Annotated in this window: 10 protein-coding genes; 4 read left to right on the top strand and 6 right to left on the bottom strand. The window is 58.0% G+C overall.

The window, feature by feature from the left end:
- Positions 1-8 precede the first annotated feature (8 nt).
- From V8J85_RS07230 to V8J85_RS07215, 4 genes are all read left to right on the top strand, one after another.
- Positions 9-2,756, top strand: coding sequence for a tetratricopeptide repeat protein (locus V8J85_RS07230; protein ID WP_339953006.1), 2,748 nt, complete (start codon positions 9-11; stop codon positions 2,754-2,756).
- On the top strand, positions 2,753-3,796 hold the full coding sequence (locus V8J85_RS07225; protein ID WP_339953005.1) for an alginate lyase family protein: 1,044 nt from the start codon (positions 2,753-2,755) through the stop codon (positions 3,794-3,796). The genes V8J85_RS07230 and V8J85_RS07225 overlap by 4 nt, the downstream gene beginning before the upstream one ends.
- Before the next feature lie 115 nt (positions 3,797-3,911).
- Positions 3,912-4,661, top strand: coding sequence for an SDR family NAD(P)-dependent oxidoreductase (locus V8J85_RS07220; RefSeq protein ID WP_339953004.1), 750 nt, complete (start codon positions 3,912-3,914; stop codon positions 4,659-4,661).
- 11 nt (positions 4,662-4,672) lie between these two features.
- Positions 4,673-6,589, top strand: a complete 1,917-nt coding sequence (locus V8J85_RS07215; protein ID WP_339953003.1) for a propionyl-CoA synthetase — start codon at positions 4,673-4,675, stop codon at positions 6,587-6,589.
- Between the two features lie 5 nt (positions 6,590-6,594).
- On the opposite strand, the gene V8J85_RS07210 is transcribed toward V8J85_RS07215, so the two are convergent.
- The 6 genes from V8J85_RS07210 to V8J85_RS07185 are packed head-to-tail and all read right to left on the bottom strand — an operon-like array spanning position 6,595 to position 14,288.
- Positions 6,595-7,344, bottom strand: coding sequence for an SDR family NAD(P)-dependent oxidoreductase (locus tag V8J85_RS07210; protein ID WP_339953002.1), 750 nt, complete (start codon positions 7,342-7,344; stop codon positions 6,595-6,597).
- Positions 7,345-7,375: 31 nt separating this feature from the next.
- Positions 7,376-9,688: a DUF4962 domain-containing protein gene (locus V8J85_RS07205; protein WP_339953001.1), complete on the bottom strand. Its 2,313-nt coding sequence runs from the start codon at positions 9,686-9,688 to the stop codon at positions 7,376-7,378.
- A 55-nt stretch (positions 9,689-9,743) separates the two neighbouring features.
- A complete protein-coding gene (locus V8J85_RS07200; protein ID WP_339953000.1) occupies positions 9,744-11,306 on the bottom strand; it encodes a sugar ABC transporter permease in 1,563 nt (520 codons plus the stop codon).
- Positions 11,307-11,330: 24 nt separating this feature from the next.
- Positions 11,331-12,209 carry a carbohydrate ABC transporter permease gene (locus tag V8J85_RS07195; RefSeq protein ID WP_339952999.1) on the bottom strand — a complete coding sequence of 293 codons (879 nt, stop codon included), beginning with the start codon at positions 12,207-12,209 and terminating at the stop codon, positions 11,331-11,333.
- A gap of 10 nt (positions 12,210-12,219) precedes the next feature.
- Positions 12,220-13,206 (bottom strand): ABC transporter permease, encoded by a 987-nt coding sequence (locus tag V8J85_RS07190; protein ID WP_339952998.1) that lies wholly within the window; start codon positions 13,204-13,206, stop codon positions 12,220-12,222.
- Complete coding sequence (locus V8J85_RS07185) at positions 13,206-14,288, bottom strand: ABC transporter ATP-binding protein (protein ID WP_339952997.1); 1,083 nt, start codon at positions 14,286-14,288, stop codon at positions 13,206-13,208. Before V8J85_RS07185 ends, V8J85_RS07190 begins: the two co-directional genes overlap by 1 nt.
- Positions 14,289-14,329 lie beyond the last annotated feature (41 nt).

The raw sequence follows: 14,329 nt of genomic DNA, 5'->3' as shown, positions 1-14,329 counted from the left end.
GGCGGGCCATGGGCGTGCTGTTATCCAAACTCAAAGCGACACTGGCGGTTGGCATGACGCTAAATCCACTGGTCGTGCTTGCGCAAGAGGAGCGCATCGCGCTGGAGTTTCGCCCCCCGGATTTGGCACCGTCGGCCATCTGCATTCCACGTGAAAGCGATGAAGACACCGTCGCCTTTTGGTCCGGTTGGGACGGTGGCGCGTTGCCGGATATCAGCATTCCGCTGATCAAGCGCGATATAAGTCGCCTTCAGAACATCGACGGGCGGGCCTGGTTCGATACGATCGACGCCCTGATCACCCGCATCGCCGAAGCCGATCCCAGCTTTGCCGGTAACAACGCATTGCTTGCCCGGATCGGGGCGATGGAGGCGGCGGGTGATTTCGAAGGCATCGCGGCACAGCAACTGGTCGCGCAACTCGCCGCCGAGGCTGACGAATTATCACCGCGTTTGAAAAACGCGCTGTCCCGTTTCTATCGCGAGGGGATCGGCGTGCCGCGCGATGCGGAACGTGCAAATCAACTGCTGTTGGAAGCGGGACATTCGGGCAATGCGGATGCGTTGCTGACTCTGAGCAAGATGGCTTTGGATGGCAATGCGCCGCAGGGCTGGGATGTGCCGACGGACCTTGCGGTGACGATGGCGTTCGGTGCGCTTGTGGGCGAACTCAACCCGACCATCTGTGATCGCACCGCGCGGATCGCGCGCGAATTCCACAACGGTGACGTCGTTGCGCGGAATGTTCAACTGGCCCATGACTGGTTCCGTTTCACGGCCGATTTGGGTGATGCCAACGCGGCATGGAAAGTCGTCGAATATCATATGGAGGCCGAAGGTTTCGAAAAGAACAATGCCGTTCTTGTGGAATATCTGCAGCAGGCCTCTGATGCTGGTCTCCCCTTTGCGCAGATCGCGCTCGGGCGGTTGTACGAAACGGGGTCGCTGGTCGAACGTGATCTGGACCGAACGCTTGCGCTGTATCGCGATGCGGCGTCGGTTGGCGGTCGTCCGGGCCTGACCCGCCTGACCTTGTTTCTGGAAACCCATGCGAATACCTATCCCGATCTGGATGATGAGAGGTTCGAGGCTTTGAAGGCTTTGGCCGCGCTGGATGACGCCCCCGCCTGGGCGTTCACCCGCCTCGCACAAGATACCCTTGACCGAGAAGGACGCTGGGCGGGTGAGTTCGAAGCGATCGCGCTGTTGGAAAAAGCAGTTGATCTGGGCGACATGGATGCGATGAGCAAGCTGGCCCAGATATTGATCAGCCAGCGCGACGATCCCGAAAACTTCGAACGGGCAGTCGACCTTCTGAGTCACACAGTCTCTGCGTTCGGGGGCGTGACACCGACCAAACATCTACATGCGGCGTTCATGTGTCAGGCTATTGACAGTCCACGTTTGGCAGAGGCCACGCATTGGCGTGCCATCGAGGCATCGACCGATTCAGCCAATATTGAAATCTCGGCGAACCAGTTGATCGCATTGAACGCCGAGGATGATCCGCTGACCGTCGCGACTATCCAATCGCAGGCGCTGTATGGACGGCCTAAGTCACTGGCCAGTTATCTGAAATTCTTAGAATTCTACGATCGCGCCACGCCTGAAATGCGCGCCTTTTGGGAGGAATATTCGGGGCAGTATTCGCAAGTGCTCCAGGCGCTTGCCAAACTCGAACTGGAACTGGCGCAAAGCCCGCTCGAGCGACTGGCGGCGATTGATCTCTTGCGCAAGGAATACCGCAATTCCGGGACACCAGCGGCTTTGGCTTTGGCGGAGGCGCTTTTAAGCTACGATTCCACGATTGAGGAAAGCAGCGATGAGGTGCGGCGCCTCTTGAACGAACCGGCACAAGCGGGCGAGGGTGCAGCGATCCGCCTGATCGCATCGCTGGATATCAACGATCCGACAGGGCGCGACACGTTTGAACAGTTCGCGGATATCATCGATGCCAATGGGGATTTCGATGCGTTGGTCTTCGCCATTCCGTTTTTAGAACCTGATGCGCGATCCGCATATCTATCACGCGCCGTCGGCGTGATGCCGTGCGACTACAAGAATGTCATGACGATGTCGGACCTCGCGCTGGCCCTAGGAGACAAAGACGAGGCCCTGCGCTGGATGGACATCGCCAAACACCTCGTCGATCGGAATGCGTGGGCGATGACGGACCTCGCCCGATCGCATCTGAATGTTGCGAGCCCGGACGCAGCCTTTATTGCGCAAACCTATTTCGAGGACGCATATGCGTTGGGTGATCCGTCGGCGGCGCGTGGGCTTTTTGAGTTGTTGGTGGCCGTCGATGCGCCGACCTATAAACCGGAAGAAGCCGCCGCGATGCTGGCTAGCGCGACGGACAATCCCGATCGTACCGTTCTCGAAGGTTATCTGGGACGCTATCGTCGGGCTGATCCAGTGGCGCAGGCGGCGATTGATCAATTCATCGACATGCCTGAAATCTACAGGGTCGCGGCAGAGAACGGCGATGTGTTCGCGATGCGCGCCTACGCAGTCCATCTGCGCGACAATGCGTCTGTCGCCGCTGATCTTGTCGATGCAACAACATGGATGAACCGCGCCGCCGAAGGTGGTGACACCACCGCAATGGCCGAATTCGGCTATGCCCTGGCTTTCGGCATCGGCACCGAGCCTGATCCGGATGCCGCGCTCATCTGGCTTGAACGAGCGGCTGAGAACGGGTCTGAAAAGGCGCGGGCGATCACCTCGCTCATTAATTTGGGAGATGGATCATGAAACCGCATCCGATCTTGATCGCGTCGATTGTCGCCACCGGCCTCGCGATGCCTGCAACGGCTGATGAAGGTGATTTCGTCTGCCCGCCAGTGCCTGAACCGGTCGTGACGCTCAACTACGGCAGTCGCTACAAGGACAACAGCGAAAGCCGCTCTGACATCGACGTCGAAAGCAATGCCGCCGTCAACGATGCGCTGGAACCGATCGAGGCATTTCTGCGCGATCTGGTGCAAGAGGCGAACATGGTCACCGAGGGCGAGGATCATCAAGTTGCCCGTGCCGACTGCGTGATCGATCATATGGCTACATGGGCCGAGGCCGACGCGCTGTCCGAACTGGGCAGCTATACCGCCAACCTATCGATCGGTGCGCGGCTTGCCGGTTTCGGGTTCATCTACCGTCAGGTCGCCCCCTATTCGACGAACCCCGCACGTCGCAATGTGATCAAGGCATGGCTGGCGGACCGCACTGACGAGCAGATGATCTTTTGGGAGCAGGACGCGACGTCCGGCGCCCGCCTTGGTAATCTTCGCGGCTGGGCCACACTGGCGATCAACCTATCCGCCGATATAAACGACGATCCAGTGGCACTGCGGTGGTCGGCCTGGTCGGCAAGCCTTGTGCAATGCGAAGCGCTCGAGGATGGCAGCCTGCCGCAAGAAATGCGGCGGGGGAAATATGCATTGCACTATCAGCTGCACGCGATTGCACCGATGGTGGTGACGACGGCGTTGCTGGAACAACAGGATGTTTCAATAAAAGGTGTTTGCGACAACGCGCTGGACAGGATCGTCCAATTTGCCATGTCCGACCTGGAAACAGGCGAGCGCAGTGCGGCATATTCCGGTGAGGTCCAAAGCTACTTCGACGGCACCGAAGAACTGCGCAGCTTCCAGCTTGCTTGGGTCGAAGCGTATCTGGCGCTGTCATGGGATCCCGAGCTTGATGCGTTCGCCGCGCGATATCGTCCCCTCAATCACAGCAAACTGGGCGGCGCGCAGGCGCTGCTTTGGGGCGATGGTGGCGAAGGCGACGGCTGACCCCAACAATCATCGGCTGACCATTGAATGAGCGGTCTGCGCTTGCAGGTCATCCGCAATCTGGCATGATCGCGACAGACTTGTCGCCTGAGACGCTGGAATTGAAGGATATGCCATGACCGAAAAACCCCTCGCCCTGATCACCGGGGCGGCGCAAGGCATTGGCTATGCTTGTGCCGAGGCGTTGGCCGCCGATGGATACGGCGTGATCCTGTCGGATATCAAAGCGGATGGTGTGAGGGCCGCCGCTGAAAAGCTGGGCGCTGTCGCTGCGATCACCTGCGATATGGGCGACCTCGATCAGATCAAACGGATGTTCGACCAGATCGCCACGGATCACGGCCCGCTTCATGCGCTGGTCAACAACGCCGGTGTCGCGATGCCGGGTGATTTTCTGACCTATGATGTCGAGACGTTCGAAAAAGTCATCGATATCAATCTGCGCGGTGTATTCGTGGCCACGCAAATGGCGGCGCAGGTCATGGTGGACAACAATATCGCAGGGGCCATCGTCAATATGTCCTCGATCAACGCTCAGGTCGCTATCCCCGCGATCCCGGCGTATTGCGCGTCAAAAGGCGGTGTGATGCAGTTGACCAAAGTGGCGGCACTGGCACTGGCCAAACACAACGTTCGCGTCAATGCCGTTGGTCCAGGTTCGATCGATACCGAAATGATGGCGGGGGTCAATGCCAACCCCGAGGCGTTCAAGGTCGCCATGTCGCGGACGCCGCTCGGCCGCCCGGGTGATGCACGCGAGATCGGGGATGTGGTAGCCTTTCTCTGCTCAAAAAAGGCCAGCTATGTCACGGGCGAAACCATCTATGTCGATGGTGGCCGCCTTGGTTTGAACTACACTTGTTAGGACGATCGATCATGTCGCAATACGAAGAAATTTATGCATCATGGCAAGAAAACGCGGAAGGCTTTTGGGCCGAGGCCGCAAAGGACATCGATTGGTTCACGCCGGCGGCGCAAGTTTTCAATCCCGACAGTGGTGCCTACGGGCGCTGGTTCGACGGGGCGACATGTAACACTTGTCATAACTGCGTCGACCGGCATGTCGCAGCGGGGCACGGCGACAGAACCGCGCTGATATACGACAGCCCAGTGACGGACAAAGTCGGGAGCTATACCTTCACCGAACTACAACAAGAGGTCGGAGCACTCGCATCGGTGCTGCGTGATCTGGGTGTCGAGAAGGGTGACCGTGTCGTTATCTACATGCCGATGGTGCCGCAGGCGATCTTTGCCATGCTTGCCTGCGCGCGGCTTGGTGCGATCCACTCGGTCGTCTTCGGTGGTTTTGCCGCGCAAGAGCTCGCAACCCGCATCGACGACGCCGCCCCGCGCGCCGTGATATCGGCCTCGTGCGGGATCGAACCGGGGCGAATCATTCAATACAAGCCGCTTTTGGACGAGGCCATCGCGCTTTCCAGGAACAAGCCGGAGCATTGCGTCATCCTGCAACGTGAAGCGCAGCTATGTATGCTGACGCCGCACCGCGACATCGACTATAATGACGCCGTGGCGACCGCTAAGGCAGTGGGCAAAACCACCGAATGCGTGCCCGTAGCCGCGACTGACCCGCTGTACATCCTCTACACTTCTGGCACGACCGGCCAGCCAAAGGGTGTCGTTCGTGACAATGGCGGCCATATGGTCGCCCTCAAGTGGACGATGCAGCACCATTATGGAATCAAACCCGGCGAAGTTTTTTGGGCCGCCTCCGACGTGGGCTGGGTCGTCGGGCATTCCTACATCTGCTATGCCCCGCTGTTGCACGGCGCGGCTACTGTTGTCTACGAAGGCAAACCGGTTGGCACACCCGATTCCGGTGCCTTTTGGAGAGTGATTCAAGATCACAAGGTTGCGGCGCTGTTCACCGCGCCAACAGCCTTTCGGGCGATCCGCAAAGAGGATCCGAGGGGCGAATTGATCGGCAACTATGATCTGGACCATCTTCGCGCGCTTTTCCTGGCGGGTGAACGGTCCGATCCGGCGACGATAGACTGGGCGCAGGACAAACTCGGCTGTCCGGCGATTGATCATTGGTGGCAGACAGAAACTGGCTGGGCCATCTCGGGCAACCCTTTGGGTTTGGGGGGCTTCCCGGTCAAATCCGGGTCTCCCGGGCGACCGATGCCGGGCTATGACATTCATGTGCTTGATGATGACGGGCATCCCGTCCCACCGGGAACACTTGGCAACATCGTTTGCAAGCTGCCGTTACCACCATCCGCCTTTCCGACACTCTGGAATGCGCCGGAACGGTTTCATTCATCCTATCTAGCTGATTTTCCCGGATATTACGCAACATCCGATGCCGGGATCATTGACGAGGAAGGGTATCTTTTCATCATGGCCCGTACTGATGACATCATCAACGTGGCCGGTCACCGGCTATCGACCGGTGCTATGGAAGAGGTCATCGCCAGCCATCCCGACATCGCCGAATGCGCGGTCGTCGGCAAAGCAGACCCGTTGAAGGGGCAGATGCCGTTGGGCTTTTATGTCACCAATGATGGTGCCGCGTGCGCGCCCGATGATCTGGAGCGCGAATTGGTACAGCTCGTCCGCGACAAGATCGGCGCGGTCGCGGCGTTCAAGACCGCCTTGCCGGTGGTTCGGTTGCCTAAAACCCGCTCTGGCAAGATCCTCCGCGGCACGATGCAAAAAATCGCAGATGGGGCGTCTTTCAAGATGCCGGCAGCGATTGATGACCCGGCAATTCTGGATGAAATCACCGCCGCATTAGGCGATCGTGACTTAATCGGAGGCGGGGACCACTGACGGGCTTATGAAAACAGCATCCCACCATTGATGTCGATATTCGCGCCGGTGACGAACGCAGCCTCGTCCGACGTCAGATAGGTGACAAGGTTCGCCACATCCCGCGCGTCGCCCTCGCGCTTCAGCGGTGTGATGTTGGCGACATGGCTGCGCACTTCGGGCTTGGTAAAAGTGTTGTGGAAATCGGTGTCGATCATGCCGGGGCAGACCGCGTTCACGCGGATATCGGGCCCCAATTCTTTCGCCAGGCCGCGGGTCATGGTCATCACGGCACCTTTGGACGCGGCATAAGCCAACGCACCCGGCCCGCCGCCATCCCGTCCCGCTTGACTGGCCAATCCGACAATCGCGCTGCCCTTGGGCATGTACGGTACGACAGCCTTGGCGGCCAGAAAGAACGACGTGCAGTTGAGGTTCATCACATTTTGCCAATGCGCCTCGTCCATCTCCGTTAGCGTCTTCCGGGCGATCAACCCACCGGTAACGTGGACCAAAATATCAATGCTGTCTCCTAGCTTGTCGCGCGTCGCATCAACCAATTTCGCGACATCTGCGGCCTGAGTCATATCGCCCCGCAAGGCCAGCGCATTGCCGCCACAAGAGATGATCTCGCGCACAGCGCTATCGGCGCCCTCGGCCGAGCTATGATAGTTGATCGCCACCTGCGCGCCTTCCTCGGCAAGCCGCAGCGCGGTGGCACGCCCGATGTCGCGCCCACCGCCGGTTACGACAGCAATCTTTCCTCTAAGTTTCATGGGCGGGTCCTTTCTGAAGTCGGATGATGGGTCATGTCGCGGCAAAGGATTTGGGCACGACAATCTGGAACGACCGCTCTTGCGCGTCGGTGAGGTAAAGGTTGATGTCATAGCCCTGATCGTCAAGGAAGCTGAAGACGCGCTTTGGGGCGTTCAAAGCGTATGGCACAAGCAAGACAGCGATCCGGTGCCGTCTAGCGGCTGGAAATTGTGCCTTCAGATGGGTGCTGAGCGCCTTGCCCTCATAATCCTCTGGGTCAATATCGGGGAATCCAGTCACTTGGTCCAGCGCGGCCTGACCGGCCTCGGACCATAGGACTTTGCCATAAAACCCCGCCCTTTCGCCATTATAGCGGAATGTATTACTGCCCAGTTCCATCGGCGCATTGGCATGCAGCAGCCAGTCGATCGTGACCGGCGTATCCGCGTTCACAACATCCACGATTACGAAGTATTCGTCGTTGATGAAGTACACATCCCGCTGGGCGAGTGTGACCTCGGGTGACAATGTACGATAGGCTGCCGTCGCATCACCGCTGATGAAGATATGATCGTCGTGTTCCTCGGCTTTCAGGATACGTCCGGACGACCCAAGCGCACGCGCTTTGTCCTTGCCGGCATATTGGCCGTTGCCATTGATCAAGATCGCGTTTTTCGACCGTGTCTGCCGTCGCCAATCCATATGCATGCTGCTGCCGAAGGCCACGTAGTAACCGGATTGGATCGCAAGATCTTCACCATAAGCGGACAGGCAGAACGCATTCTGATCCCCGTGACTATGGCTGATGGAGCCGTAAGAACTAGATTTAAAAACAAATTGGATGTGTTTGTCACGATCGCCGGGATTCGACTGAACGCCGACCCATCCGATCCCTTTGAAATGCCGCATTTTCTCTGTCGGCGGGGCGGGGTCCACCGCGGCGTAGTCGTGTCGAAAGATCACGTCGTCGAAATTCAGATCCCACCAACCCCAGTTATAAAACGTCTTCTCGGTTCCCGGATCGTCGCGTTTGATTTCGTCGAAATACCATTGATATGCCGAGTTACCGGTTATGCCTGCAAAATGACGCATATTATATGCTGTCTTAATCCCAGGGGAGTCGCCTAGCGCGCTATCATCCCCAAAGGTCGCCCGGTACGTACCGGGTGCGCGGCAATAAAGCGGAAAGTCTCCGGTCTTTTGCAAAAAAGGGCGCTGGAACAGGTCCAGACCCACCGCACTTTTCAAGTGGTTGGCCGCGTCGATCAGATAGGCTAGGCCCATCATCCAATATTGTGGGCCCTCGGCCCAGCCGCCATCCTGATCGCCCCAAGGCGAATAGAGCGTGAACAGAAACTCAACGGAGAAATGCAGCCACTTTTCCGCCTCTGGCGCATCGCCGAGCAGCGCAAGGCAGGCAGGAACAAGGACCAACGAGACCGACCTGACGGCGTGGCTGTCGAATGGAAACGTCGCGATCCGGGCATTTTCGATACAATGGTCGGCGACCTGCCGGGTGCGGGCCAATAGGGCGGCGCGGACCTGCTCTCGCTCTTCCGCCGTCAGTTGGTCGTGCAACCAGTCGTACCCCCATGCCAACGCCAGATTGACCCGAAAAGCCCACTCATCGGTGTAAGCGCGGGATGTCTTGCCATCGGGGTCCCAGCTTGCCAATTCCAGCAGCCATGACTTGGCTTCGTCCAAATGTGTATCGTCCTCAAGAACCTGCCCGGCGATGGCCAGATGGCGGATCGCATACAGCGCCTCCTGACAGTCGATATAGGTTTGTCGCCAGACAGGCGCGACACGCTTGTTATCAGGATAGCCTGGTGGTTCGGGCATCGGTTCTTTCCCGATCCATGGTGCCACCGACTCCTCAAAAAAGGTCTGCCAGCCGCAATGATCAGGGTCTTTGGCCATGTCTTTGCGAAATTGCGCCAGCTTATCCTGATCCAGCCAAAGTCGCGGATGAGATGACGGAACAGATGCGAAACGGCCGTCACGCGGGGGCAGGGGGGTCTGCGGCAGGTCATCGGCCAAGTTGAAATGGCGCGTGAAGCTCCACTCGCTGACCCGCGCTCCATCGGCCCAAACCGCATAGCGCCACTCGTAGGTTCCGGCGGGCAGGGTCTCGGGCGGTGTGAAGAAGTTGCTTGGAATATCGGTGTATTCGTAGGTTTCGCCCGTGCCGTTCACCTGCAACACATAACGCGCATTATCATCAATCTCGGGCAGCCAGGAAAACCGGGGTGGGTTCTCGGCGATCGCGTCATCCTCGGTCGGCGCATATTGAATCATCAGCCGCCCAGCCGGGGGCTGGTCCAGCGGGGTGAGACGGTGTTGTTCTTCAACTTGGGCAGACATCGGAGCGACCTGTGTAAGGGGATTGGCCGGGCGAAACCTCCGCCCGGCCGTCGGTTTAATTGGCGTATTGACGCTCATATGCGGATTGCATCACCGCCATGACTTCGCTGAAGCCCTGCTTTTCAAGCTGTTCAAGATAAGCGTCCCACTCCGCCTCGACATCGCCGGACCCAAGAATCCAGGCCTGCTGCTTTTCCAGCATATAGTCGCGGATCGACGGCCAGTAGCGGTCATAGACCTTCTGTTCCTCCTCGTTGAAAGACACTCCAAGGAACTGATCGATCAGATAATCGCCCTCATCATACAGCGCGATACCTTCCAGCGCGAATTCGTTCGACCATTGGATTTCGTAGTTGTAATCCTGATAATAGCCGCGTGCCTGCAACTGTGAACCGACACCATAAAGCTGGTTGTTCACAGGCTGACCATTCGTCAACACCTCTTCGGTGAACTTCGGCTCACCGTCGACCATCTCGTATTGCTGACCTTCGACACCGAAATTGGCCAGACGGCGCCCTTCCTCGGTGAACCAGAAATCGAAATACCTGATCGTCTCGACCGGATGTTCGTTCGTATATCCGATCGCCCAACCATCTGGTTTGATCGGGATTCGGCGATGTTCGGCAACCCGCTGACCCGAGATCGAGGCTGGTGGGGCAAAGGCCTTGAACGAAAACCCGTCGATATCCGAGGACAGGCGGTTGTAGCCCGAGGTAGAAGCGAACCAGTCATGTGTGGCGCCGCCCAGGTTTTCGGACAACAGATAGTCGCGCGCTGATGATCCGCGGGTAAAGACCTCGGGATCGACCAGCCCTTCTTCGTACCAGCGGGCCAGATTTTTGATCCCTTCGCGATAGCCTTCCCCGGCATAAGGGTGCTTGATCTGGCCATCATCGACATAGAAGTCATGATAGGTGTCCGAGCCGGACGACCGGCCATCCCACAAGGTTACCAACCGGATCAATTCGGGCCATTGGCGGGCGAAGTAGGGGATTTCATCCGCTTCGCCATTGCCGTTCGGGTCCTGCGTTTTGAAGGCGCGCAGCACCTCTTCGAACTCTTCGACCGTCTCTGGCACCTCAAGGTCCAGAGCGTTCAGCCAATCATACCGGATGAAGTATCCGCGGCCATATTTTCCATCAGGCAGGTAAGGAATATAGTACATATTCCCATCAGCGGCCGAAATGGCGGACTTGATCTCGGGGCGAGCCTCGAGAAATGCTTTTAGATTGGGTGCATGTTCGTCGATGAGATCGTTCAGCGGCAGAAACGCGCCCTCGGGCCCATACTGATTGACGAAATCCTTGATCCGGCTGGACCCGACGATATCAGGGACATGCCCGGCGGCCAGCATCAGGTTCAGCGCTTCGGTCCGGCCCGTATTTTCATCGGTCCGCATATTGGCACCGACGGTGTCGTTCTTGAGATGAATACCCGTGAGCTCCCGCGCCGCTTGTTCCACCGGCCAATTCTCGTCATAAATCGGATAGCGCGCGTGGTTCATCTGGATCGTCAGCTCCAGCGGCTCGTCCACGATCCGCAGATGGCCATCGGCCCAAAGCGGTGTGGCAAGCGCCGTGCCCGCAAGCAGGACGGCTGTCAGACCAAGTTTATGCATAATTTCCTCCCTTATGCTTTTTCTTCACTCTTTGACACCACCCAGAAGGATCCCCTTCTCGAAGTATCGTTGGATGAACGGATAGACGATCAGAACTGGGATGATCGAACAGACGATGATCGCTGCAGTGACCGTCTCAACGCTATAGGGCTGATCCAGCAGCGTCGTGGTGAATTCCTGGTCGTCGGACAGTTTCGAAATTGTGTGGCGCAGGAACACCTGTAGCGGGATCTTGTCCTCGCTTTGCAACAGGACCATTGCCCAGAAAAACCCGTTCCAGCGCGACACGATACAGAACAGGGTGATCGTCGCGATGGCAGGCTTGGACAGGGGCATGTAGACTTTCCACAGCACCTGAAATTCGTTCGCGCCGTCCATCCGGGCGGCTTCTTCAAAACTGCGCGGGATCGCCTCGAAAAAGTTGCGCAGCAGGATCACGTTGAACGCGTTCACCGCAAAGCCGATGATGATCCCGAAATAGCTGTCCAGCAGACCCAGATCGCGCATGTTCAGAAAGAACGGGATCAGGCCTGCGTTGAACCACATCGTGAAGGCGACGAACAGGTTCAGCCAGCGCCGCCCCAACAGCTGCGGACGCGACAGGGCATAGGCACCGGGAATGATGATGATCAGGCTCATCAAGGTGCCACCGATCGTGTAGATGAACGTGTTGAGGTAGGATCGCCAAAACGCGGGATCGGCCAGCACGTGGCCATAGGCGGCCATCGTCGCGTCGATCGGCGTCAGCACCACGCGGCCCGCCGTTGCGGCAAAACCGGAACTGAACGATACTGCGGCGATGTAGATGAACGGGTAGAGCGTTGCGACCGTGAACATGCCCACCAGAACGGCGGTCGCCATCGCGAATATCTTGTCGCCGCGGGAATAAAGGTTCATGCTCATGCGCCCGCCCTCACCACAGTGATGTCCGCGAGAAACGTCGCGACAGGGTATTGGCCACCATCACCAAAACGAAGGCCACCACTGCATTGAACAGGCCAGCCGCAGCAGCCAAGTCGTATTGCCCCTGCTGCAGACCCTGCCGGAAGATGTAGGTGTTGACGACATCGGCGGTCGAATAGGTGGCGGGCTGATACAGAAGAATGATCAGTTCGAACGACACTTCCATGATGTTGCCGATGCGGATGATCAGCATGATCAGGATGGTGGGTAGGATGCTGGGAATGGTGATCTTCCACATCATCTGCCAACGGCTCGCGCCATCAACAACAGCGCTTTCATAAAGCGACGGGTTCACCCCAGCAATGGCGGCAAGGAACACAATGGATCCGAAACCCGCCTCTTGCCAGATACCGGTTCCGACAAAGATCGGGCGGAACCACTCGGGTTTGGTCAGGAAATAGATCGGCTCGATCCCGAACCAGCCAAGGATCGTGTTCACGATCCCGGCTGAGGGCGAAAACGCAGTGATCACGATGCCCGCGATGATCACAGTTGAGATAAAGTGCGGCAGATAAACGATCGTCTGCGCGGTCCGCTTATAAGTCGCGTTCAGGATTTCGTTGAACATTAGCGCCAGAATGATTGGCGCGGGAAAGCCAAAGATCAGGTTCAACGCACTGATCTGAATGGTATTTTTAACGGCGCGTATGAACTGGTCGTTGTTGAAAAGCGTCTCAAAATGTTCCCACCCGATCCACGGACTGCCATCGACGCCGCGAAAGATCGAATAGTCTTTGAACGCGATTTGCAGTCCATACATGGGCTTATAGAGAAACAGGATGAACCAGATGATCATCGGGGCCAGCATGACGTAGAGCTGCCATTCGCTGCGTAGGTGATCGGCCAGCCATTGGCGGCGTTCGGCGAAACTGCGAGTCTTGGGCTTGACCGCCTTGATAACAGGTTTCACCTGATCACCCTGCGTCGCGTCGGTCATCAGGTTTGTCCCGCGACATCGATGGCGCGGCCCGTGGCGGCGTCAAAGACTTTCACCAAACCGCCGGGGACATGTACTTTGTCGACGCCCGATAGGGCCTGAATGTCGCCCAAAGTTTCTGTCTTGATGACAAACGGCTCGTCCGCAAATGTCGCATGCAGCAACGCCTCCGACCCAAGCGGCTCCACCAGATCGAGCGCTACGTCCAAAGGCGACGTATCCGGCCCGGACGTCAACGCAATATGCTCGGGCCGGATGCCGACGATCACATCACGGCCCGCCCCGCTCCCATTGACACCGGGCAGACGCAGTTGCGCGCCACCGATCTGAACGCCGCCGTCGATCAACGTCCCACGCATCTGATTCATCGGGGGCGAACCCAGGAACCCCGCCACGAACGTATTAGCCGGATTGTTGAACAGCTCCATCGGAGTGCCAACCTGTTCGATCGCGCCGTCATTCATGACGACGATCCGGTCGGCCAATGTCATCGCCTCGACCTGATCATGAGTGACGTAAATGCTGGTTACACCCAAACGGTTGTGCAAGCGCTTGATCTCGGCACGCATCTGGGTGCGTAGCTTGGCATCCAGGTTCGATAGCGGCTCGTCGAACAGAAATACTTTTGGGTGACGGACGATCGCGCGACCCATGGCGACGCGCTGCCGCTGACCGCCCGACAGGTCAGCGGGTCGGCGATCAAGGTATTCCGTTAGGCCCAGGATCGCGGCCGTTTCGCTGATCATCCGCTCAATGTCGGGTTTGGGCGTGCGGCGAATGCGCAGACCAAACGCCATATTGTCCGCTACGTTCAGATGCGGATATAGTGCGTAATTCTGGAACACCATCGCCACATCGCGGTCTTTGGGGGCCACGCGATTGACCACGCGATCATCGATCAAAATCGTGCCCTCGGAAACCTCTTCCAGCCCCGCGATCATCCGCAATGTCGTGGATTTTCCACAGCCCGAGGGACCAACAAGAACAACGAATTCCTTTGCCGCAACGTTAAGATCGATCCCGTGAACAACCTGCAACGCGCCATAGCGTTTGAAGACGCCACCGATGCTGACACCCGCCATTGATCCTCCCCGATCTATGTCGCGTTCTCTGCTAAATCTGA

The sequence above is a fragment of the Yoonia sp. 2307UL14-13 genome (genome assembly GCF_037572755.1).
Lineage (GTDB): Bacteria > Pseudomonadota > Alphaproteobacteria > Rhodobacterales > Rhodobacteraceae > Yoonia.
The sequence above is the reverse complement of the archived record's forward strand: the minus strand, read 5'-3'. Positions and strand labels throughout refer to the sequence as shown.